This is a genomic window from Ochrobactrum sp. XJ1 (assembly GCF_024701725.1).
In the GTDB taxonomy this organism is placed as follows: Bacteria; Pseudomonadota; Alphaproteobacteria; order Rhizobiales; family Rhizobiaceae; genus Brucella; species Brucella anthropi.
Window position 1 is genome coordinate 63,201 of record NZ_VDGD01000006.1, and the last position, 22,851, is coordinate 86,051.

Here is a 22,851-nt window from a genome sequence, read left to right on the forward strand (position 1 = left end):
TTTCTGTAGAAATCACGACACCGGAGCTGTTGATGTTCCGGCTATTGCCGCCTTCGGTGCTTGCGGCGATCTGCATTTCGCGTTACCCGCATCATATGGAACTGCGCGTCGCACTTTACCAGCCCGACATTCCCGGCAACACGGGAACCATCCTGCGTATGGCCGCTTGCCTCGGCTTCGCGGTCGACCTGATCGAACCTGCCGGGTTCGACATTTCCGACCGGTCCCTGAAGCGTGCCGGCATGGACTATCTGGAGCAGGCAACCCTCACCCGCCATGCGGACTGGCACCACTTCGAAGACTGGCGTCTGCAGGCCAAGCGCCGGATCGTGTTGCTGTCCACCAAGGCAGCGATCCCCTATACGGATTATCGGTTTCAGGAAAATGACATTCTGCTCTTCGGGCGTGAGTCGTCGGGCGTTCCCGACAATGTCCACAATTCCGCCGATGCACGGCTTCTGATCCCGATGATGCCCGGCGCGAGATCGCTAAATCTTGCGGTTTCGGTTGCGATGACGGCAGGCGAAGCTCTGCGCCAGCGGAGGGACAAGGTCGATTCCCTCCGGCAGGAATGACAACGCCAGAATTGCGCTTCGCGAAAGGACCGGCTTCGCAAAGCACCCCCGCCCCATCCGGTCTGAAAGGCTCGCTTCGTCCATGAACCTGTCTGTTCGTACACTCACTCTTGCTGCTTCCGCCGCTTCCCTGCTGGCAAGCGCTCCGGCTTTCGCCAAGGAGGCTTCGCCTATCGCGCCAAAGGTGATGGTCATCACCATGTTCGGCGAAGAAGCCAAGCCATGGCTTGAAGGCGAAAAATTCACGCAGAAGATCAAGCTGCCGGGCCTGAGCCCCGAATATCCAGAGATCGACTGCACCGCCGAAGGCCTCTGTCACATGACGACGGCGATGGGCTTCGCCAATGCCGCAAGCGCGACGGCGGCTATGGCGCTGAGCGACAAGCTCGACCTCTCGCACACCTATTTCCTGATCGCTGGCATTGCCGGTGTCGACCCGAAGCACGGCACACTCGGATCGGCGCATTGGGCAAAATATTCCGTCGATGCCAATCTGAACCATCGCATCGACATTCGGGAAGCACCGGAAGGCTGGCCAACGGACTTTTTCGGCCTCGGTGCTGCAAAGCCCGGCGAAAAGCCGAAATGGGCTGCGGGCACTGAAGTCTTCGAACTGAACGGCAAGCTGGCCGATTACGCACTGGCAACAACCAAGGGCATCGAACTTCTCGATAGCGACGCAGCGAAGGAATACCGCAAGCACTACACGCAGGAAGCGGCGACCGGCTCGCCAAAGGTCACGATCTGCGATACGGCTTCGGGCGATACCTACTGGCACGGCGCGAAGCTCGGCGAAGCCATGACCGAATGGTCGAAGCTTCTGACCGACGGCAAGGCCGACTACTGCACATCCCAGATGGAAGACAATGCCACACTGACCTCGCTGAAACGGGCTGCCGACGCTGGCAAGCTCGATTTCAACCGCATCGCATTGCTGCGCACCGCGTCGAACTTCGACCGTCAGGGCAAGGACCAGACGGCTGCTGAATCGCTTGCCGCAAATTCCGGCGGCTTCCCGCTCGCCACAACCAACGCCTATCGCGTCGGGAAGGCCTATGCCGACAGCATTATCCAGAACTGGAATGCGTGGGAGAAGGCACCACAGACTGCAGGGAAATAAAACTCCAATCATTGAGCTGGCAGTTTTTTTTGAATATAAATTGCCAGCTCAAACAAGCGGTTGATTCAAAGTATTATAAAAATTACTCCATCTCAAATTACACTCTAATTGATATGGGGCTAAATAATGAAGAAAATTATATTCTTTATTTTTTTATATTCTTTGAACTGCAGCAATGCCATTTCGGCGGATATTTCAAATCAGAAAACCACAGATGTAAATTATACATTTTCTGGAAGCATCGGATACTCCTGGATCAAAGCTGACGAACTAGTCTACGACGAAGACAATAGAATAAGTCATCTTATCTGGAAGTCTCAAATGCCGATCTTAAACGGCAAGATAACGGCAGACATTGGTTCTGACCTTACATTCTCAGGAAACTTGAACGTCGGTCTGACTGGAAGCGGAAATTTACACGATTATGATTGGCTTTCCGACGTAGGCGGTTTCAGCGGATACGACTTTAACAACTGGACAGATCACTCTCTAAGTGAAACCGATTTAGACCGCTACATCAGTTTTGATGTCGCCCTGGGGCATAACTTCGTTATCAATCCGCAGAATACGCTGAATATTCATGGCGGATTTAAGTATACGAACGTGAAGTGGACGGCTTATGGCGGCGATTATGTCTACAGTTCAACCGATTTTCGTGACACTGAAGGAACATTTTCTGACGGAAAAGTAATAAGTTACGAACAGCGTTTGCCTGCGCTTTTCATTGGTTCTGAATGGACCACCAAGCTGGATCGATGGTCGTTCAGCGCTCTCGGACGTGTTGGTGTCACCGTTTCCGGCAAAGATGTCGACGATCACTGGCTACGCAACCTGCGTTTCAACGAAACATTTGACAGTGCGCCATACTTTGAACTTCAAGCCAACGCTTCCTATTCGTTTAACGAACAAACAAGCCTTTACGTCACTGCCGGGTTTGAAAAGCACTTGAAAATGAGAGGTGACACCCAAACTTTCGATCACTCCGACAACACCGTGAGCTTCGTGCCAGACGGCGCTGGCGCTTCGCTTCAGGCAGCAACTGTATCAGCTGGCCTGAAAGTAAAATTCTAGAACTTTGTTTCGATCGTGTCGAACAGACTCACGTTGAAACCAAAGCTTCCAACGTGAGACAAAACGGGTAACGATATAACGAACCAGAATTGAAAGCGCCCCGGGCTTTTGCCGCAGGGCGTTTTTACAATGTCCTAATTGGAATCTCGATTCATTGAATTAAGCCGCTGGGCTGAACCAGTTCGCTAATCCGCAGTCGCCAGCCGGCGCATGGTGAACTCGATCACGTCATCCGGGCGCTCGCACCAGCTCTCGATTTCCGTCCAGTAGGCCGCTTTCGGGAATGTCTCGAACCATTCACGCGCTTTTTCACGTGCCGCCAGCCTCGGCAGGGTGAATGTCTCGCGAACGAAACCGTCGCGCGGCATCCGGCTTTGCTTCAGGCCTTTCTGGGCGCGACTCTTCTGCAGCTGCTTGCGCAAGCCTTCGAGCGGTGGACGGGGCGGTGCTGCTGTCATGCTATGCCCTCCCGGCAAAACCGGAAATGAATGACTTCCAAACCCTAGGTAGAGAAAGATAGGGGAGCGGGTCTACAAAGACGAGTCTTTTCTTGGGGAGAGGGTCTATACTACCCTGTGATCGCGCGCTTCGTGCTTTGCGCCTGCAGCGGACTTTGATAAGCCAAGAAATAATAGTTCATCCATTTACCCTTGGCTGCCTGATACCGCCGAGCGATCCGGCAAACCGCGCCGGAAGGAAACAGACAATGCAACGCGACGAAATTCCAGCAATCATCCCCGCAGACATCGAAGAGAAGAAACAGGCGGCACAGCGCTGGTTCGAGGAACTGCGCGACCGTATCTGTGCAAGCTACGAACAACTTGAAGATGAATTGCAGGGCCCACTTTCAGATCGTGAGCCCGGACGTTTCGTCCGCACGCCCTGGCAGAAGGACGAAGGCCGTGGCGGCGGTGGCGTCATGTCGATCATGCATGGCCGTGTCTTCGAAAAGGTCGGTGTGCATGTCTCGACGGTCTATGGCGAGTTCTCGCCGGAGTTCCGCAAGCAGATTCCCGGCGCAGAGGAAGACCCGCGTTATTGGGCGAGCGGCATTTCGCTCATCGCCCATCCGCAAAACCCGAATGTGCCTGCCGTCCACATGAACACGCGCATGGTCGTGACCACGCGCCAGTGGTTCGGCGGCGGTGCCGACCTGACGCCGGTTCTGGACAGCCGCCGTACGCAGGACGATCCCGATACACTCGCCTTCCACAAGGCTTTCCGTTTCATCTGCGAGAAGCACAAGGACATCGTCGACTATCAGCGCGTGAAGGACTGGTGCGACGAATATTTCTTCCTGCCGCATCGCAATGAACCGCGTGGCACCGGTGGCATCTTCTATGACTGGCTGCATTCGCCGGACGAAAAAGGCGGCTGGGACGCGGATTTTGCCTATACACGCGACGTGGGACGAGGTTTCTCGGTCGTCTATCCGCATCTGGTGCGCCAGAACTTCAACAAGGACTGGACCGACGCAGATCGCAACGAGCAGCTCATCCGCCGTGGCCGCTATGTCGAGTTCAACCTGCTCTATGATCGCGGTACGATCTTCGGCCTCAAGACCGGCGGCAATGTGAATTCCATCCTGTCTTCCATGCCGCCCGTGGTGAAGTGGCCTTAACAGTACTGAATGAAAAGGGCCGGTTTCCCGGCCCTTTTTTATATGTTGAATGCGGTATGATAGGCGGCATCGCCCTGTGGCATATCGGGCCCGAAGGCCAGACACTGAAAATATTCCGCGGGCACACCCGGCAGTTTCAGCCGCGCATCGGCCTTGAAGCCGAAACGACCGTAATAGCCGGGATCACCCAGAAGAACGCAGCCTTTAGCTCCAGTCGCACGCAATAGCGCAAGGCCTTCGCGGATCAGCTTGCCGCCGATCCCCTCGCCTTGCCGGTCTGGACGGACCGAAACAGGGCCAAGCCCGTACCAGCCCTTGTCCTCGCCGCCGATCAGGACGGGCGAGAATGCGACATGACCCAGAATTTCGCCCTTATCTTCGGCAACCAGCGACAGAGTGAGCGCCTTTGCAGCGCGAAGCGCATCAACGATCTCTCCTTCCTTCTGGTTGCTATAAGCCACGGTGCGGAATGCCTCATCCGTGAGGTGACGGATTTCGGCGGCGTCTTCAGACGTTTCCTTGCGAATATGCATGACGCTCTCCTTCACCGGTTATTGAGCTGAGCGCGAACATTTTCGCGCCCTTTGAACGAGATGCGATAAGGACTGCCCATTCGGGATTCGATCAGCCGCTTACGGCGCAATTGCTGGAAAACTGCCATCGTGCAATCGGAAAGCAGATAGCCTTCACGGGTAAAGCATTCGATTTCGCAGATATGTCCGTCTTCGCGCAGATGGCGGATGTAACCGCCCTGCGCCAGCACGTGCAAGACGCGCTGTTCCATGCGTGAGATATTCATTGTTGTTCTTGCCTGGATGGAAACCATGACAAGCATCAGCTCTCGCGGATGGTGAACCATCCACGGCCAATGCCGTTTCCGCTCCTGAACACTGCCAGTCAGACGCTCTCAGCGCCTGCCATCTTGCAGCTTGTTCGGAACGATCAAAGGCTTCCTACAATCTCCGGCATCAACAATTCCTCGTCATGGTATTCCCGGCAAAACCCAAAATGGCAGTGCGGCAGGGAACACATAAAAACAGGAGGGCGATAAGCCCTCCTGCACATTTATAAGCGCTGAGCGCCGCTGTCAAACCGTTCAGTTTTTCGGCTGGTTGCGCAGCTTTTCGGCTTCCGCATAAAACTTCTTTTCCCACTCATTGTGGTTATCGAGCCCCTCCTTGATGAACGGCGTGAAGATCGCAAGGTTCATCAGGCACCAGTTGACCAGTCGAGCCGGGAACTTGAGCGGCTTCACAAAGTCGACGAAAAGGACCACGCGCGTTTTGTCGGTATGGTTCCACGCCTCATGCTCATAGGCATCGTCGAAAATCAACACCTTGCCTTCCTGCCAATGACAGACCTGATTGTCCACGCGGATGGCAAGCTGGTCATTCGGTTCCGGCACGATGAGACCAAGATGCAGGCGCAGCACGCCATTATAAGGTCCGCGATGCGGCGGCAGATGCTTGCCCGGTTCGAAGATGGAGAACATTGCCGTCGTCAGGCCGGGAATCTTGTTCACGATACGCCAGGTTTCCGGGCATGCCTTGATGTTCTGTTCCGACTTCACACCGAAACCGAGCAGGAAGAATGTCTTCCAGCGATTATCGGTCGAGATCGTTTTCACATCGGTCGAAATATCCTGAAAGGAAGGCAGCTCACTCTGACGCAGCAGAACCGTATCCAGCTCCTTGCGGATGGCAGGCCATTCCTTCTCGATCTCGGCGGACCAGGGGAAAGTCGCATTGTCGTAGACGGGCGGATTGCCGAGCTTGGCATATTTCAGATTGAGACCTTCGGCCCAGGATACGATCCCCATGAAAAAACGGGTGATCGGGCTTGGCCGGTCCATGGCGGCGATGCCTTCGGTGCCAAACTTCTGCTTCGGATCGGTCGCTGCTTTGTCTTGTATCGATGTATCGGGGTTGGACATCTCATATTCTTTCAAAACGCGCGCTGAAAAGTTTTCTTTGCCAGTATTGGGCCTGTTTTGGGTATGTTTCGCCCCAAAACCGGTTCCCACTTTTGGGAAACATGCTCCAGCTATAAAGCGATGAAACTACGGCTGAAATTTGCAAGCAAGCCATTAGCTATTCATTTTCAGGGCATTTCCAACAAAAGTGAGACACGGTTTTGTGTTCGGAAATGCCTGAGAAAAAGCGGTTAGAGCGAAACCGCTCTAACCGCGATCAAGTTTGTCCAGAAGCGTGGCACGGTCAATACTAAAACCGGAGTCAATCCAGAAAGTTTCGAGAGACCGCAATGTTTCTCCAAGACCGGGGCCTTTTTCAATGCCCAAAGCCAGAAGATCACTGCCCGTGACAGGGAAAACAGGCGCATCGTAATGTTCGGCAGCATCGAGAAGACGTGCGAAACCACCGGCGCGGATCATCGCATCGTCGCTGCCCACAGCATCGGCCCTCGCCGCCGCATAGGCCAGACGAATGCGGTCAAGCACAGCCTGCTTGCTGCCGCGATAGATAGTCTTCTTCAAAGCTTGCTCGGAAAGCTCCGGCTTGACCGCATCGGCCCGTGCCCAGGCTTCAAGCCGCGCCCTTTCCGCATTGGACATTTTCAGCCGCTTGCCCATCTCCTCCATCCGCACGCTGTCGGGTGGAATAATGCTTTCAAGCCGCAGCAGCGGATCAGGCTGCCAGCCAAGATCGGCCTCGGTCCGCACCAGCCCATGAATGGCGTCGATGCCCCATTTCTCGCTTTCAGGCAGAATGAGATTCAAGACACCGGCCTGTCGCATCCACAAAAGCGCGCGCGACGGATCGGGAGCGGACAGGAGTTTCTTCAGTTCCGACCAGACCCGTTCGGCGGAAAGTTGTGAAAGACCGTCCTTCAATCGTGCGCTGGCGCGCAAGCCCTCAGCCTCGGGCCGTCCCGAACCATACCAGGCGAAGAAGCGGAAAAAGCGCAGGATGCGCAGGTAATCCTCTCGAATGCGCTGTTCCGCATCGCCGATGAAGCGTAGCGTCCGGCTCTCAATATCGCCAAGCCCGCCCACATCATCGATCACGCTGCCATCAGCCGTCACATAAAGTGCATTGATGGTGAAGTCGCGCCGTTCCGCATCGGCTTTCCAGTCGGTGCCGAAGGCGACCTTGGCATGGCGGCCATTGGTTTCAATATCCTGCCGCAGCGTCGTGACCTCGAACGGATGGCCCTGCACGACAACAGTGATCGTGCCATGCTCGATACCGGTCGGCACCGGCTTGAAACCGGCTTCATTTGCCAGCCTCACCGTATCCTGCGGCAAATGCGTCGTTGCCAGATCGACATCGCTGACCTTGGTGCCGAGCAGCGTGTTGCGCACTGCGCCACCCACGACACGCGCCTCGCCGCCATCGCGGTTCAGCGCCTTGAACAGGCCTTGCAACGGCTTTGCTTTCAGCCAGTCCGCCTTGCCGGAAATATTCATACTCTCGCTCAAACGTAGAGCCTTTCATAAAGTCCGCGAATGATACCGGCGGTTGCCCCCCAGATGAATCGCTCGTGATAAGGCATGGCGTAATAAAAGCGTTCCTTGCCGTTGAATACCCGGCTTTCACGCCGATGGTTCTCCGGGTTCATCAGGAAGGAAAGCGGCACCTCGAAAATATCGGCGACTTCATCCGGGTTCGGATGCACGTCAAACGGTGTTTTCACCACCGCCAGAATGGGCGTGATCGAAAATCCGCTACCGGTGAGATAACGCGGCAGGTTGCCGATGATCTCCGCACGATCCGCCGCAAGCCCGATTTCCTCATTCGCCTCGCGCAGTGCAGCCCGTTCCGCCGTGCCGTCCTCCGGGTCGATTGCGCCGCCCGGAAAGGCGATCTGGCCGGAATGCTTGCGCAGCGTATCGGTGCGTTGCGTCAAAAGCAGTGTGGCCTCCGATCCGCGATCCACCACCGGCACCAGCACGGCGGCGTCGCGCATCTTAGCCATCGTCATTAATTGTGTAATATCGGGATTAAGCGAATGATCGCCCGTCAGATCATCCTGGCTGGGACGCCACTGCCGAACCCGCTCGGCAAAATCACCGGCTGAAAAGGCTGGGAATTCACTCATTGCAGTGCAGCCTCCAGTGCATCGGAAGCCATGATCGGAAAGACCACGCCGCCAGAGCGAACCGCAAATGTCGGCACGCCGTCGATTTCGATCTCTTCGCCCAGCGCCACCAGATCATACATCACAGCACGCGCAATCAGCGCCTCCAGCCGTCCACGAACCAGCACATAGGGCTTCAATCCACCGCTTGTCCGCTCGATCACGAAGCGCAGGGGATGCTGCGCGTCGGCGGTCACGACATCTCCCACATTGGTGCGGAAGGTCAGCACCTGCGCATCGCCTTCGCCAGACACTTCCATCTCGACGGCAACAAAATGCGCATCCTCGACGCGGATGCCGACTTTTTCCACCGGAGTTACGAGATAGGTCCGGCCGTCGTCGTCCTTGCGCAGCACGGTCGAAAACAGCCGCACAAGCTGTTTGCGCCCAATCGGCGTACCCATATAGAACCAGGTGCCATCTGCCTTGATTTCCATATCGAGATCGCCGCAAAAGTCAGGGTTCCAGCGCTCAACAGGCGGGATTCCGCGCTCTTTCGTCGCCGGACCGCTTTGCGCATCCGCATGGGCGCGCGCAATCAGGGCTTCCAGCCCGCCAGTTCCTTCCGCGGTGCGCATCGAACTTTGCGGCGCGTCTTTGCCTTCAGGGGTGCTTTTTATCATCCGACTCGGTTATTCCTGCTCGAATGTGTTTAATATGCTCGAAGTCATGAAATAGTCACCGTTTCGCGGCTTGTCAGCACTATATGCGATTTATAAGGCACTTCCGCCAGAGCGGTCATATTGCGAGGTCCACATGAGCGTTATCGTTACGCCTGAAACCGCCAATCCCGAACAGATCGTCGCGGAGGCCGAACGGGCGCTCGCGGACATCGCACGCATCAAGGAAAGCGTCGGGACTGTGATCTTCGGTCAGGAAAACGTGATCGAGCGCACGCTCGTCGCCGTTCTGGCTGGCGGGCACGCCTTGCTGGTCGGCGTACCGGGTCTCGCCAAGACCAAGCTGGTCGAAACGCTGGGCACCGTGCTCGGCCTTTCCGGCCAGCGCATCCAGTTCACGCCCGACCTGATGCCATCCGACATCATCGGTTCGGAAGTCATGGAACAAGATGCCGACGGGCGCCGCTCCTTCCGCTATCTCAAGGGCCCGATCTTCGCGCAGCTCCTGATGGCTGACGAAATCAACCGTGCTTCGCCGCGCACGCAGTCTGCGCTTTTGCAGGCCATGCAGGAATATCATGTCACGGTCGCGGGCCAGCGCTACGACTTGCCCGCACCGTTTCATGTGCTTGCGACACAGAACCCGCTGGAACAGGAAGGCACCTATCCGCTGCCGGAAGCCCAGCTCGATCGCTTCCTGATGCAGATCGACATTCTCTATCCGGAACTGGATGCGGAACGCCGCATTCTTCTGGAAACAACCGGCGTTTCCGAGGCCAAGGCCTATGAGATCATCAACGCCGAACGGCTGATCGAAATGCAGACTTTAGTGCGACGCATGCCGGTGTCGGAAAGCGTTGTGGAAGCAATCCTCAAGCTGGTGCGCTCCGCCCGTCCCGATGCCGATAACGACCATGCGAAGAAGCACATCGCCTGGGGTCCCGGCCCCCGCGCCAGCCAGGCATTGATGCTCTGCGCACGCGCTCGCGCGCTCTATGAAGGCCGTCTCGCCCCATCCGTAGACGACGTGAAGGCACTGGCCGAGCCAGTCCTTCAGCACCGCATGGCGCTCAACTTTGCTGCGCGCGCCGACGGCATGCATATTCGTGACGTCATCGCAAATTTGGTAAAGGCTGCCGTCTGATGGTCATTGGCGCAGAAGTTTCCACCGCAGATCGCAAGGAGACACTTGCTCGCGCCCGTGCGCGGGCAGCGGCTATCCCCGATCTGCTGGTTGAAGCTCAGCGCGTGGTCAACACCGTCATGAATGGCTGGCACGGACGGCGCAAACGCGGTCCCGGCGAAAATTTCTGGCAGTTCCGCCCCTATGTGGACGGCGAATCCCTTGCCCGTATCGACTGGCGGCGTTCCGCGCGCGACGATCATACCTATGTCCGCGACCGCGAATGGGAATCCGCCCATACGGTCTGGCTCTGGTGCGATTTCTCGCCCTCAATGCTCTATCGCTCGCAGCTCGCGCCTGTTTCCAAGGAAGCGCGTTCGCTCGTGCTGACGCTCGCTCTTGCCGAACTTTTATCGCGCTCGGGCGAACGCATTGCCTTTCCGGCGCTGATCCAGCCTTTTTCTGCCCGCAACGGAGCTGAACGTCTGGCGGCAGCGCTGATGCACGAAGCGCCGGTTGCAGCACTGCCCGACATCACCCAGATCCGCCGTTTTTCGGAAGTCGTCCTCGTATCGGATTTCCTGCATCCGTTCGATGAACTGACCGATCTTCTCGACCGTCTGGCACAACGCGGTGTCCGCGCGCATCTGGTTGAAGTTGCCGATCCTGCCGAAGAAACATTTCCCTATTCGGGCCGCACCGAATTCCGCGATCCTGAAACCGGCGCCACGCTCGTCGCCGGTCGGGCCGAAACCTATGCGGACGATTATCGCCGCCTCTACATTGCGCGCCGTGAAACCCTGTCGGATTTCTGCAAGCGGCTCGGCTGGAGCTATACGGTCCACCGGACAGACAGGCCGACGGCGGAAGCACTGGCACGGCTTCACGATGCGCTGAGCACCAGCGGAAACTTGAGCGCCGCCCTGCCTGCAGCGGGAGGCGCGCGCACATGAATTTTCTGCCGCTCGCCTTCGGTTCGCCGCTCATTCTCGCGGGGCTGATCGCCCTGCCGGTCATCTGGTGGCTTTTGCGCATGACGCCGCCGCGTCCGCAGGAAGAAACCTTTCCGCCGCTTCGCATTCTGGCGCAGGTTTTCAAGCGCGAGGAAGTGCCGTCGAAAAGTCCATGGTGGATGACGCTGCTGCGGCTGCTGATTGCCGCGCTCGTCATTCTCGCACTTGCCTCGCCGGTCTGGAATCCGCGTCCGGTCGCGCTGTCCGGCAATGAGCCGCTTGCCATCGTCATCGACAATGGCTGGGCTTCCGCCGAGGACTGGCAACAGCGGGTCAATGCTGCCGAAAAACTCATCTCCGATGCAGAGGGCAGCAATGCTCCGATCTACATCGTGGGTTCGGCGGAACCGGCCAACGCCGAAATCGGCCCCTATGACGGCAAGAGTGCTGCCGAGCGCCTTCAGGCACTGGAGCCGCGCCCGATCCCGGTTGACCGCAAGTCGGCAATGGACCGACTGGCTTCCACCTTGCCCGCGGATACAAAGGTCCGCCTTGCCTTCATGAACGACGGACTGGCATCATCAGATGATGCGGAAACCTTCGCAGAACTGGACAAGTCGGGGCATCTCGCCTCCGTTCTCTGGTATGGCGCGAGCCTCAGCCGCACTTTGGCGCTGACCGGCATAGACAACAAGGCTGACAGTCTGGAAGCCGTCGCCATCCGCCCGGAAGGCGTATCGGCTCCGCGCACGCTCACTGCCGCTGCCTATGACGACAAGGGACGCCGCATCGCCGAGGCGCCGCTTTCCTTCGCGCTTGGAAGTGCGGAAGGCACGGCACGGTTCAACCTGCCAGTGGAGCTTCGCAACGATTTCCGCCTGATCCGTGTCGATGGTATCGAACAGGCAGGCGCAACACGGCTGATTGATGCAGGATCGGAACGGCGCACCGTCGGCCTTATCGCCAGCGGTGACGGCGATCTGGCGCAGCCCCTTCTCTCGCCGCTGCATTATATTTCCCGTGCCCTGTCGCCCTATGTCAATCTGATCGAACCACGTTCTGCCGATCTTCTGCAATCCGTGCCGGAAGTGCTGGATGCAAAGCCGTCGATCCTCATCATGGCCGATATCGGCACGCTGCCACAGCCTGTCACCGAACAGCTTTCCAAATGGATCGAGGACGGCGGCACGCTGGTGCGGTTCGCAGGCCCGCGCCTTGCCGGTGCCAGCGACAATGATCCGCTTCTGCCGGTGAAATTGCGCAAGGGCGAGCGCGCCTTGGGCGGCACGCTGTCCTGGTCCGAACCGCAGAAGCTGCGCATTTTTCCTGACAAGGGACCTTTTGCCGGTCTGGCTGTCCCCGATGATGTGACCGTCACCCGGCAGGTTCTTGCCGAGCCGTCGTTCGATCTCAACGACAAGGCTTACGCCGTTCTTCAGGATGGAACGCCGCTTGTGACCGGCGAACAGCGCGGACGCGGCAATATCGTGTTGTTCCACATCTCTCCCGATGCCAGTTGGTCGAGCCTGCCCATTTCGGGTTCCTTCGTGGAAATGCTGCGCCGCATCGTGTCGCTGTCACAGAGAACCGGCGCGCAGGAAAATCAGGCTTCGGTCTCTCTGCCGCCCTACCAGCTGCTTTCGGCTTCCGGCGCGCTGACCCCGCCGACATCCGAGGCCAAGCCACTGATCGTCGAAAAGAACAAGCAGGCCAGCGTCAGCATCAACACGCCGCCCGGCTTTTATGGCAATGAGGACGGCTTGAAAGCGCTCAACATCTTCGAAGGTGCGAACATCAAGCTGCAACCCATTGCCCAGCCGACACTTTCCGTCGGAATAACACCTGCCTCCTATACATCGGACCAGTCGATTTCACTGGCGGGTCCATTCTTTGCGATCGCCGCAATGCTTCTCGCACTCGATACGCTTTTGATGCTGTGGCTGCGCGGGGCCTTCCGTCGCCGCATGAAAGTGCGTGCCAAGGTGGCGGGAATAGCTGTTCTGTTGGCCGGTTCCCTCGCCTTCAACCTTCTTCCTTCCGGAATGGGCGAAGCAAAAGCACAGACTCAATCCCAGTCTGGGGCTCAAGAGCAGGTGCATGACGACAGCAAGCCCGGAGACGAGGCGATCATCAACTCCGTCTCGCAGACGCATCTTGCCTATGTCATCACCGGCAGCGCCCAGACCGACGACATCAGCAAGGCAGGCATGCGGGGCTTGAGCTTCGCGCTGATGGACAAGACCGCACTCGAACCGGGCGACCCTATCGGCGTCGACCCCGCCAAGGACGAACTGGCCTTTTATCCGCTGATCTACTGGCCTATCGACCCGCAGGCACCGATGCCGAGCCCGGAAGCGATTGCCAATGTCGATGCCTATATGCAGCAAGGCGGCACCGTGCTTTTCGACACGCGCGACCAGTTGCAGGCCGGAGCCAGCCTCGATCCGTCCGCCTCACCCGCCAACCAGCGCCTGCGCGCCATTCTCGACGGCATGAACGTTCCGCCGCTGGAACCCGTGCCTGACGATCATGTGCTGACCAAATCCTTCTTCATCATGCCCGATTTTCCGGGTCGCTATGAAGGAAGCCCACTGTGGGTGGAGGCTTCGACACCGAACGCTTCGCCACGGGAGCGCCCCGTGCGCACCGGCGACGGCGTGACGCCGATCATGATTACAGCCAATGATTTCGCTGGCGCATGGGCTGTGGATGAGCAAGGCAATCCGCTGCTCCCGACTGTGCCAAACGATCCGATGCAGCGCATCTATGCCATTCGCGGCGGCGTGAATATCGTGATGTATATGCTGACCGGCAACTACAAATCCGATCAGGTCCACGCCAAGGACCTCATCGAACGGCTGGGGAACTAGCATGATGTTTTGCAGCCACGTCATCGCCCGATCCCGCTTCTCTTTTCCCCTCGTCGTGAACGCGAACGGCGGTAGGAGGTGAGAATGGATATCGAATTCGAACCGTTCCTCTCCACGCCCTGGCTGATTGCCATCCTCGTGCCGCTGGCGCTGTTGGTGCTGGCCACGATTGCGTTACGGATGCGCGGCGGTCTGATCCGTCTGCTGGCTGCGGCGGCACTTGCGCTCGCGCTTTTCAATCCCGTCATCATCAATGAAGAACGCGAACCGCTGAAAAGCGTGGTCTCGGTGGTCGTAGATCGCAGCCAGAGCCAGGAACTCGGCAGCCGTCGTGCCGACACTGATGCTGCCTTGAAGGCGGTGCAGGACCAGCTTGCCACCATGCCGCAGTTTGAAACCCGCGTGGTAGAAGCAGGTAAGCCCGGCGAAAACGAAGACGGTTATGCAACCCGGCTTTTTGGGCCGCTGGCACGTTCGCTTCTCGACGTGCCACCGTCCCGCGTCGCGGGCGCGATCATGATTACCGACGGTCAGGTGCACGACATCCCAGGTAACAAGAATGCGCTCGGCTTCGATGCGCCGCTGCATGGTCTCGTGACCGGAAAGCCGGACGAATTCGACCGCCGCATCCGCTTCAACAAGGCACCGCGTTATGGCATCAGCGGCAAGCCGCTCGAAATGTCGTTTACGGTGATCGATGAAGGCAAAAACCTCGGCAGCCCTGCGCCGGTCGAAATCCGCGTCAATGGCGAAACCGTCAGCGAGGAAGAAGCGCAGGTCGGGCAGGAAACACCCGTCACCATCACCTTGCCGCGCGCCGGTGTCAACATTGTCGAAATCGCCACGCCAGCGCTTCCCGGTGAAGTAACAGACACCAACAATCGCGCTGTCGCAACCGTGGACGGCGTGCGCGAGAACCTGCGCGTGCTGCTCGTTTCCGGTGAGCCGCACAATGGTGAACGCACATGGCGCAACCTGCTGAAATCCGATGCCGCCGTCGATCTCGTTCACTTCACCATTTTGCGCCCGCCGGAAAAGCAGGACGGCACTCCGATCAACGAATTGTCGCTGATCGCTTTCCCGACCCGCGAACTCTTCGTGGACAAGGTCAACGAGTTCGACCTCATTATTCTCGACCGCTATCAGCACCGCGATGTGCTGCCGCTCCTCTATTACGATTACATTGCGCAATATGTGGAGAATGGCGGTGCCTTGCTGGTCGCAGCCGGCCCGGAATATGCAGGCGAAATGTCGATTGCCCGCACGCCGCTTTATAGCGCCCTGCCCGCCATGCCGACTGGTGCCGTGACGGAAAAGGCGTTCTATCCACGCCTCACGACGATCGGCAAACGCCACCCCGTCACGCGCGGGCTTGATGGCAGCGAACAGGAGCCGCCGCACTGGAGCCGCTGGTTCCGCACCATCGACATCACCGCGCCGCAGGGCGAAACAGTGATGAGTGGCGCGGACAACAAGCCGTTGCTGGTTCTCAACCGCGTCGGAAAAGGCCGCGTCGGCATGTTCCTCTCCGATCAGGGCTGGCTTTGGGCGCGCGGCTTCGAAGGCGGCGGCCCTTATGCTTCGCTCTATCGCCGTATCGCCCATTGGCTGATGCAGGAGCCGGAACTGGAGGAAGAGGCGCTGACCGCCTCAGGCAATGGCCGCACCCTTTCCATCCGCCGCCAGACCATGGGCGACAATCCGGGTGTTGCAACCGTCTCGACCCCATCCGGCAAGGAATTGCAGGTCAATCTTGCGCCCAGCAAGCCAGGCCTGTTTGAAGGTTCGCAGCAAACGGACGAGATCGGCATCTTCCGGGTGAAAAACGGCGATCTGGAAGCACTGGCCCATGTCGGGCCGATCGATGCGCCGGAATTTGCGGACAGTATCTCCACAACGGATCGTTTGAAGCCGCTCGCTGAAGCGGCCGGTGGCTCGGTCCATCGCGTGCATGCAAGTGCCGATAGTTCGGTCCGGGTTCCCACGATTACCGCAATCAGCGGCAACCGTAGCGCCAGCGGCAACGACTGGATTGGCCTGCGTGAAACCTCGGATACGCAGCTGAAAAGCGTCAATCGCCTGCCGTTGTTCTCCGGCTTCCTGGCGCTCGGCCTGCTGCTCTTCGTCTTCGGCAGCATGTGGTATCGCGAAGGGCGGTAAACCGCCCCTCGCTTTCCCCTCATTTAACTATTTTGCCCGGTTGGCGTGGCGCACGATGCCGCTGACACCGTTCAGCGCACCGGTTGCGAGTTCGCAGGCAAGCATCCGGCGCGGATCGACCGATGCTGGCATGACCATGGAGCCAGCAGGCACCATCTTGAAACCGAACGGACCGTAGTAGGGCTCGTCGCCGACGAGAATAACCAGCTTGTGACCGGCCTTCTTCGCCGCTTCCAGCGACATGCGCATCAGCTTGCCGCCAATGCCCCGCTTCTTCCACTCAGGCCGCACAGCAAGTGGTCCAAGCAGGAGTGCGGGCGTCTTGCCGACGATAACCGGCGTCTGCCGTACTGAGCCAACGACGATGCCGCCCATCAGCGCAACGAAGGAAAGGTCGAGGGCGTGCGGACCACCTTCACGGATAAAATGCGCGGCCCGGGTAAACCGGCCGGGTCCGAAGGCTTCGGCATTGATGGCTTCGATTTCAATGTCGTGCGCCGGGCATTCCTGCGCGTAGGTCAGTTCAAGCTGCTGCATGGGCTTAGATCGCAATAGGAGAAGTCGGGGACCATCAGGTCAATGGAATGCATTCCGCGCTTGGGCGCGGTTCAAGTTTCATCGTCGGATGAAAAGCATTTCCATTAATCGTTCTCCTTGGCGGTCGGCGTTTGAATGACCGCAATTTGGAAGTTGCATTACACCAAAATGGACAGAGGTAAAACTATTTTTTTCAAAATGGCGGCTTAGACTGATCTTTTTGGAACCGTTACGCACTGTTCACGGCTTGCAATGCTGCAAAATGGCGGTTCTCGCCCTATTCTCTTTGCAAAAGGAGAAATCACATGGGACTTCTGGTCGATGGCAAGTGGCACGATGTCTGGTACGACACCGAGAGCACGAAAGGCCGCTTTGAACGTTCGAAATCACAATTCCGCAACTGGGTAACGGCAGACGGCAGCGCCGGTCCGACGGGCGAAGGCGGCTTCAAGGCTGAGCCTGGGCGCTACCATCTCTACGTTTCATATGCCTGTCCGTGGGCGCATCGCACGCTGATCTTCCGTGCCCTGAAGGGACTTGAAGATGTCATCTCGGTATCGGTCGTGGACTACCTGATGGCGGAAGAAGGCTGGACCTTCTACGGCACGACCGGCAGCACCGGCGATGCACTTTACGGTGCAAAGCGTTTGCATGAAATCTACACTCGCGCCGATCCAAACTATTCCGGCCGCGTCACGGTGCCGGTGCTCTGGGACAAAGAGCAACAGACAATCGTGTCCAACGAGTCAGCGGAAATCATCCGCATGCTCAACACCGCTTTCAACGATTTCGGTGACGCTTCGCTCGACTTTTATCCGGAAGCGTTGCGCGGTGAAATCGATGCCCTCAACGATTTCATCTACCCCAATATCAACAACGGGGTTTATCGCGCCGGTTTCGCCACCACGCAGGAGGCCTATGAGGAAGCGTTCGGGCAATTGTTCGCGGCACTCGATTCGCTTGAGGATCGGCTTTCGCGCCAGCGTTATCTGACCGGCGACCGCCTGACAGAAGCGGACTGGCGGCTGTTCACGACGCTCTTGCGTTTCGATCCGGTCTATGTTGGCCATTTCAAGTGCAATCTGCGCCGTATTGCCGATTACCCGAACCTTTGGAATTACACGCGTGAACTCTATCAGGTGCCGGGCGTGGCCTCGACCGTGAACATGGAGCACATCAAGGGCCACTATTATCGCAGCCACAAGAACATCAATCCGACGGGCATTGTGCCGCTCGGACCGGAGATCAACTTCTCTGCGCCGCATGACCGGGGTCGGTTTCCGAAAGCCTGACCAAACGGGACTGCGTTTTTCCTGCAACACTATTGTTAGAACATCAGCACTCTCTCAAATCTCTTGCGCCCCTTTGATTTCGATCAATGGGGCGTTTCGTTGCGCGGTCCAGATTGCACACATCACTACCCCCCAAGGCTAACAAGACTGACAAGACCGAACACGACTTAAGGAGAGAGAAGATGAACCGCTTCACGAGGGGATTGCTGGCCGCAACCGCGCTGACCTTTGCCGCGCCGGCAGCATTTGCTGCGGACGCCGTGGTAGCACAGCCTGCATCTGAAATTCAGGCCATTCCGGAAGCCCTGTCGCCATGGCAGATCCGTGTGCGCGCACTCGGCGTCATCCCCCAGAATTCCGGCTATGTGAACGGCATTTCGGGTTCTGATCTCGACTATTCGAAGTCGATCACACCTGAACTCGACATCACCTATTACTTCACCGATAATTTCGCTGCCGAACTCATTCTCGGCACGACCTATGCCAATATCAATGGCGCCGGTTCAATCGACGGATTGGGCAAGATCGGCAAGGCATGGATTCTGCCTCCGACCCTCACCATGCAATATCACTTCACCAATTTCGGCGCCTTCAAGCCTTATGTCGGCGCGGGCGTGAACTACACCATGTTCTACAATCAGGATGCGACTGGCGTTGAATATCTCAAGGTCAAGAATGCATTCGGCGGCGCGCTGCAGATTGGCTTCGACTACATGCTCAACGAGCATTGGGGCGTGAACTTCGACGTCAAGAAGCTGTTCCTGGAGCCCAAGTTCGATGCCACCCTGATCGGCGGCACGGAAGTCAGCGGCAAGGCCAAGCTCAATCCATGGCTGATCGGTACGGGTGTTACCTACCGCTTCTAAAATTACGCATGTCACGGTGAAGGCGCAGCCAATGTGCCTTCACCAAAGCGGAAGCGGTTCCAGATCGTGAAGCGCTTCCTGCAGACGCCGCTTGGTTGACGGCGTCGTCCCTTCCGGCAAATCGTCCAGAGGAAAGAAACCGCATTCTGCGATTTCCCGGTCCGGCAAACGCGGGGCCGTCTGTTCGAATTTCCTGCATACATAAAGCGCCACGTGGTCGCGCGGCGACGCATGCGCATTCTTGTAAAGCGCAAAAAGCTGCGGTGGGCCTTTCAGAACGATGTTGGCCTCCTCGCGCAGTTCCTTTTCCAGCGCCTGCCCGAAGGTCTCGCCGCGTTCGACGCCTCCGCCCGGCAATTGCCATCCGGGGACATAGGTATGCTTCACAAGAAAAACGGAATTCTTCTTTTCATCGAAGACAATAGCCCTGACGCCCAGCGTCATCGGACGTCGCATTAGAAAATAAGTATGAAATATGAAATGACGAAAGCGCATACCGTCTCTCCGCGAGGCAATATACCTCTATCCAAAACAGCAATGACATCAACAAAAAGTCGCTAAACAGGTTTCGGTTTCACGCATTATCCAGTAAATGGGCCTTATGTTTCGTCTCGCCCATATCTCCGATATACACCTTTCGCCTCTGCCGCGCGTGCGATATCGCGAATTGGCATCGAAGCGTATCACCGGCTATATCAACTGGCTGCGCAATCGCAAAAATGCGATGCACGGAACCGTGCTGGACACTCTCATTGATGATATGCAGGCGCAAACGCCGGATCATATCGCGGTGACGGGCGATCTCGTCAATCTGGCGCTCAATCTCGAAATCGATATTGCCCACGACTGGTTGTCCAAACTGGGTAGTCCGGACGATGTATCGGTCGTTCCCGGTAATCATGATGCCTATGTTCCGGGCGCGCTCGACAAGTCGTGCCGGAAATGGGAACCGTGGATGCGCGGCGACGGCATCGACAACAAAGACAATCGCCCGCAATTTCCCTATATGCGCGTGCGCGGACCCATTGCGCTGATCGGCGTTTCGTCAGCGCGTGCGACGGCCCCCTTCATGGCGAGCGGCGACTTCCGGTCTGAACAAGGAAAACGTCTGGCCGCAATGCTGGATGAAGCTGGCGCTCGTGGGCTCTTCCGTATTGTGATGATCCATCATCCGCCGATCTATGGTGCAACGCCTGCCCATAAACGCCTCTATGGTATTCGCCGTTTCCAGAAGATCATACGCAAACACGGTGCAGAGCTGGTTCTTCACGGCCATACGCATCTTATCACGCATTACGAGATCGACGGGCCGAACGGCAAGATTCCCGTTATCAGCGTGCCGTCTGCAAGCCAGAATTTCGGCGGCCATAAACCGGCTGCCCGCTATAATATATTCAATATCGATAAGCGGTCTGACGGCAGCTGGTCATGCCTCATGGAAGAGCACGGCGTTTCCGATGCCAGCGAGAAAATAACCAAGCTCAACGAGCGCGTGCTTTATTAACTCCAAAACAAAAACGGCGCCGAAGCGCCGTTTCTTGTCCGATTTTGGCTGATTCCCTAAAGTTGACGCAGTTTTCGCCGGGAACGGCAGCTCCAACTGATTTCTAAGAATTGCGGAACGTGATGTTGCACCCCTTCTGTCCTGCAGCTCGTTCCAGAGCCTGCATCTCGCCCTTTAGACGAGCAACTTCCGCAGCCTTGACACCATTTCCCTCATTGAACAGCAATACTGGCCAGAACAACACCAGACCGACGCCTGTTTTGATTGCATCATTTTTTGCTGCCGAGTTTTGACGCCCAACCGCCGTCGCCGCGCTGGCAGAAAGACGAACACCTTCTTCTTTGAGAGCACGACAGGAAAGAGAACCATAAGCCGCTGATGATGCGTAACTTGGTTCAATTTTATTTGCCTGCGACGCACATCCGGAAATAACGGTTAAAGAAACAACACATAGTAAAAAACGATTCATTGAACACCAATTAGTTTTAAATAATACACTAATCGATCTAAATGAAACGTTATCACATTTCAAAGGCTAATAATTGGAGGCTATTTTCGTGAACCGCCTCAACAATTGATAATTACCACAAGATAGGAAAAAGGCGGCACGATGTGCCGCCTTTCACTAGCGTTATGCTATTGAAACTACTTACCAATCACCCGGTTGACAGCTGAGACAATAGCTTCCAGCGACGCGCTGACGATATTGTCGTTGATACCGGCGCCGAACAGCTTGCCGCCCGGATGAGCCATTTCGACATAGGAGATGGCCGAAGCATCCGAACCCTGCTGTAGCGAATGTTCGGAATAGTCAACGACCGACATCTTCACGCCGAGATATTTCGACAGCGCGTCGACAAAGCCGTCAATCGGTCCCGTTCCCTTGCCCTCGATATTCTTGGTCACGCCGTTATCGGTGATTTCGGCGGTCAGGATACGACGGCCCTTCTGTTCCGGATCGGGCATGGTGTGATGATCGACGAACTTGATGCGGGCATTGGGCTGCGTCACATAGAGCTGCTGGAACGCCTCGTGAATGCGCTTCGACGGCAGTTCCTTGCCTTCTTCATCGGTAATGTTCTGGATGATCTCGCGGAACTCGACCTGCAGGTTGCGCGGCAGGTTCAAGCCATAATCCGCCTGCAGGATATAGGCGATACCGCCCTTGCCCGACTGCGAATTGATGCGAATGATCGCTTCATAGGAACGGCCCACATCCTGCGGGTCGATCGGCAGATAGGGCACTTCCCAGATCGGCGAATTGGCCGAACGGCGCGCCTTCATGCCCTTGTTGATCGCATCCTGATGCGAGCCGGAGAAAGCCGTATAGACCAGCTCGCCGACATAAGGATGACGCTCGGCAATCTTCAACTGGTTCGAATATTCATAGACTTCCTTCATCCGGTTGATGTCGGTGCAGTCCAGCTCAGGGTTCACACCCTGCGTATACATGTTGAGCGCCAGCGTCACCACATCGACATTGCCGGTGCGTTCGCCATTGCCGAACAACGTGCCTTCAACGCGGTCGGCACCAGCCATCAAGCCCAGTTCGGTTGCAGCAATGCCCGTGCCACGGTCATTATGCGGGTGCAGCGAGACAATCAGGTTCTCACGATTGTCGAGGTTGCGGCACATCCATTCGATCTGGTCGGCATAGATGTTCGGCGTGTTCATCTCGACGGTCGAAGGCAGGTTGACGATCAGCTTGTTGTCTGCGGTCGGCTTCACGATCTCGATGACCGCATTGCAGATTTCCAGCGCCACATCCAGCTCAGTGCCGGTAAAGCTTTCGGGCGAATACTGGAAGCGATAACCGCCCCCCGCTTTCGCAGCCATATCCATGATCATCTTTGCAGCGTCGGTCGCGATCTGCTTGATACCGCCAACATCCTTGGCGAAGACCACGCGGCGCTGCAATTCACTGGTGGAATTGTAGAAATGGATGATCGGCGACTTGGCGCCTTCAAGCGCTTCGAAAGTGCGCGTGATCAGTTCTGGGCGGCACTGGACCAGAACCTGCAAATCCACTTCGTCGGGAACATTGCCCTGTTCGATGGCCCAGCGGCAGAAATCGAAATCCGTCTGCGAAGCGGACGGAAAACCGATTTCGATTTCCGGGAAACCCATATCGACCAGCAGGCGGAACATGCGCTCCTTGCGGTCATGGCCCATGGGGTCGATCAAGGCCTGATTGCCATCACGCAGATCGACCGAACACCAGATCGGTGCCTTTTCGATACGCTTGGACGGCCAGGTGCGGTCATCGAGCTGCGGAACCGGGAAAGGCGAATATTTGCTGCCTGCAGTAGGCATGCCTTTGCGCTCGGAAATGGATTTCGATTGCGGCGTGGCGACGGACTGATTCATTTTCGTTTCCTCCCGGCTTTCGACGGCATTCAAGCCCGTCAAGCGCGGATACTACTGATCGATTATAAGGGTTT

22 protein-coding genes are annotated in these 22,851 nt (G+C 57.2%); 11 read left to right on the top strand and 11 right to left on the bottom strand.

The features are described from left to right. Positions 1 to 95: 95 nt before the first annotated feature. From FG152_RS11935 to FG152_RS11945, 3 genes are all read left to right on the top strand, one after another. Positions 96 to 575, top strand: a complete 480-nt coding sequence (locus FG152_RS11935; RefSeq protein WP_010659606.1) for a tRNA (cytidine(34)-2'-O)-methyltransferase — start codon at positions 96 to 98, stop codon at positions 573 to 575. 82 nt (positions 576 to 657) lie between these two features. After that, positions 658 to 1,695, top strand: a complete 1,038-nt coding sequence (locus tag FG152_RS11940; protein ID WP_010659605.1) for a purine-nucleoside phosphorylase — start codon at positions 658 to 660, stop codon at positions 1,693 to 1,695. Positions 1,696 to 1,821: 126 nt separating this feature from the next. Then, complete coding sequence (locus tag FG152_RS11945; RefSeq protein ID WP_036563636.1) at positions 1,822 to 2,766, top strand: omptin family outer membrane protease; 945 nt, start codon at positions 1,822 to 1,824, stop codon at positions 2,764 to 2,766. 185 nt (positions 2,767 to 2,951) lie between these two features. On the opposite strand, the gene FG152_RS11950 is transcribed toward FG152_RS11945, so the two are convergent. Beyond that, positions 2,952 to 3,224: a hypothetical protein gene (locus tag FG152_RS11950; RefSeq protein ID WP_010659602.1), complete on the bottom strand. Its 273-nt coding sequence runs from the start codon at positions 3,222 to 3,224 to the stop codon at positions 2,952 to 2,954. A gap of 248 nt (positions 3,225 to 3,472) precedes the next feature. Here FG152_RS11950 and hemF point away from each other — a divergent pair, with 248 nt between their 5' ends. Next, complete coding sequence (hemF, locus tag FG152_RS11955; RefSeq protein WP_010659601.1) at positions 3,473 to 4,387, top strand: oxygen-dependent coproporphyrinogen oxidase; 915 nt, start codon at positions 3,473 to 3,475, stop codon at positions 4,385 to 4,387. 38 nt (positions 4,388 to 4,425) lie between these two features. Here the strand turns inward: hemF and FG152_RS11960 are convergent, their stop codons facing one another. The 6 genes from FG152_RS11960 to FG152_RS11985 all read right to left on the bottom strand — a co-directional run bounded on the left by FG152_RS11960 (position 4,426) and on the right by FG152_RS11985 (position 9,108). Further along, a complete protein-coding gene (locus FG152_RS11960) occupies positions 4,426 to 4,920 on the bottom strand; it encodes a GNAT family N-acetyltransferase (RefSeq protein WP_010659600.1) in 495 nt (164 codons plus the stop codon). An 11-nt stretch (positions 4,921 to 4,931) separates the two neighbouring features. After that, positions 4,932 to 5,186 carry a YjhX family toxin gene (locus tag FG152_RS11965; protein ID WP_010659599.1) on the bottom strand — a complete coding sequence of 85 codons (255 nt, stop codon included), beginning with the start codon at positions 5,184 to 5,186 and terminating at the stop codon, positions 4,932 to 4,934. Between the two features lie 297 nt (positions 5,187 to 5,483). Beyond that, the gene (gene olsC / locus FG152_RS11970) at positions 5,484 to 6,320 is read right to left on the bottom strand and encodes an ornithine lipid ester-linked acyl 2-hydroxylase OlsC (RefSeq protein ID WP_010659598.1); all 837 of its coding nucleotides are present in this window, start codon (positions 6,318 to 6,320) and stop codon (positions 5,484 to 5,486) included. Between the two features lie 246 nt (positions 6,321 to 6,566). Then, a complete protein-coding gene (locus FG152_RS11975) occupies positions 6,567 to 7,826 on the bottom strand; it encodes a CCA tRNA nucleotidyltransferase (RefSeq protein ID WP_029376055.1) in 1,260 nt (419 codons plus the stop codon). Next, positions 7,823 to 8,446 (bottom strand): CoA pyrophosphatase, encoded by a 624-nt coding sequence (locus tag FG152_RS11980; RefSeq protein ID WP_010659596.1) that lies wholly within the window; start codon positions 8,444 to 8,446, stop codon positions 7,823 to 7,825. Before FG152_RS11980 ends, FG152_RS11975 begins: the two co-directional genes overlap by 4 nt. Next, positions 8,443 to 9,108 carry a DUF1285 domain-containing protein gene (locus FG152_RS11985; RefSeq protein ID WP_010659595.1) on the bottom strand — a complete coding sequence of 222 codons (666 nt, stop codon included), beginning with the start codon at positions 9,106 to 9,108 and terminating at the stop codon, positions 8,443 to 8,445. Before FG152_RS11985 ends, FG152_RS11980 begins: the two co-directional genes overlap by 4 nt. 133 nt (positions 9,109 to 9,241) lie before the next feature. On the opposite strand from FG152_RS11985, the gene FG152_RS11990 reads away from it, so the two are divergent. The 4 genes from FG152_RS11990 (at position 9,242) to FG152_RS12005 (ending at position 16,211) form a co-directional block, all read left to right on the top strand. Next, positions 9,242 to 10,249, top strand: coding sequence for an AAA family ATPase (locus FG152_RS11990; protein ID WP_010659594.1), 1,008 nt, complete (start codon positions 9,242 to 9,244; stop codon positions 10,247 to 10,249). Next, positions 10,249 to 11,181 (top strand): DUF58 domain-containing protein, encoded by a 933-nt coding sequence (locus tag FG152_RS11995; RefSeq protein ID WP_010659593.1) that lies wholly within the window; start codon positions 10,249 to 10,251, stop codon positions 11,179 to 11,181. Before FG152_RS11990 ends, FG152_RS11995 begins: the two co-directional genes overlap by 1 nt. After that, positions 11,178 to 14,051, top strand: a complete 2,874-nt coding sequence (locus FG152_RS12000; RefSeq protein ID WP_010659592.1) for a DUF4159 domain-containing protein — start codon at positions 11,178 to 11,180, stop codon at positions 14,049 to 14,051. Before FG152_RS11995 ends, FG152_RS12000 begins: the two co-directional genes overlap by 4 nt. Before the next feature lie 84 nt (positions 14,052 to 14,135). Then, positions 14,136 to 16,211 (top strand): glutamine amidotransferase, encoded by a 2,076-nt coding sequence (locus tag FG152_RS12005; RefSeq protein ID WP_010659591.1) that lies wholly within the window; start codon positions 14,136 to 14,138, stop codon positions 16,209 to 16,211. A gap of 27 nt (positions 16,212 to 16,238) precedes the next feature. On the opposite strand, the gene FG152_RS12010 is transcribed toward FG152_RS12005, so the two are convergent. Beyond that, complete coding sequence (locus FG152_RS12010) at positions 16,239 to 16,748, bottom strand: GNAT family N-acetyltransferase (protein WP_010659590.1); 510 nt, start codon at positions 16,746 to 16,748, stop codon at positions 16,239 to 16,241. A 305-nt stretch (positions 16,749 to 17,053) separates the two neighbouring features. On the opposite strand from FG152_RS12010, the gene FG152_RS12015 reads away from it, so the two are divergent. Both FG152_RS12015 and FG152_RS12020 read left to right on the top strand, forming a co-directional pair. Continuing rightward, positions 17,054 to 18,040: a glutathione S-transferase family protein gene (locus FG152_RS12015; RefSeq protein ID WP_010659589.1), complete on the top strand. Its 987-nt coding sequence runs from the start codon at positions 17,054 to 17,056 to the stop codon at positions 18,038 to 18,040. 182 nt (positions 18,041 to 18,222) lie between these two features. Next, positions 18,223 to 18,906, top strand: coding sequence for an OmpW/AlkL family protein (locus FG152_RS12020; protein ID WP_010659588.1), 684 nt, complete (start codon positions 18,223 to 18,225; stop codon positions 18,904 to 18,906). 39 nt (positions 18,907 to 18,945) lie between these two features. On the opposite strand, the gene FG152_RS12025 is transcribed toward FG152_RS12020, so the two are convergent. Next, complete coding sequence (locus FG152_RS12025) at positions 18,946 to 19,401, bottom strand: NUDIX domain-containing protein (RefSeq protein ID WP_010659587.1); 456 nt, start codon at positions 19,399 to 19,401, stop codon at positions 18,946 to 18,948. A 106-nt stretch (positions 19,402 to 19,507) separates the two neighbouring features. Between FG152_RS12025 and FG152_RS12030 the strand changes: the two genes are divergently transcribed. Continuing rightward, positions 19,508 to 20,410, top strand: coding sequence for a metallophosphoesterase family protein (locus FG152_RS12030; protein WP_010659586.1), 903 nt, complete (start codon positions 19,508 to 19,510; stop codon positions 20,408 to 20,410). A 103-nt stretch (positions 20,411 to 20,513) separates the two neighbouring features. On the opposite strand, the gene FG152_RS12035 is transcribed toward FG152_RS12030, so the two are convergent. Together FG152_RS12035 and leuA are read right to left on the bottom strand one after the other, a co-directional pair. Beyond that, the gene (locus FG152_RS12035; RefSeq protein ID WP_010659585.1) at positions 20,514 to 20,879 is read right to left on the bottom strand and encodes a hypothetical protein; all 366 of its coding nucleotides are present in this window, start codon (positions 20,877 to 20,879) and stop codon (positions 20,514 to 20,516) included. Positions 20,880 to 21,055: 176 nt separating this feature from the next. Further along, positions 21,056 to 22,777 (bottom strand): 2-isopropylmalate synthase, encoded by a 1,722-nt coding sequence (leuA, locus tag FG152_RS12040; RefSeq protein WP_010659584.1) that lies wholly within the window; start codon positions 22,775 to 22,777, stop codon positions 21,056 to 21,058. Positions 22,778 to 22,851 lie beyond the last annotated feature (74 nt).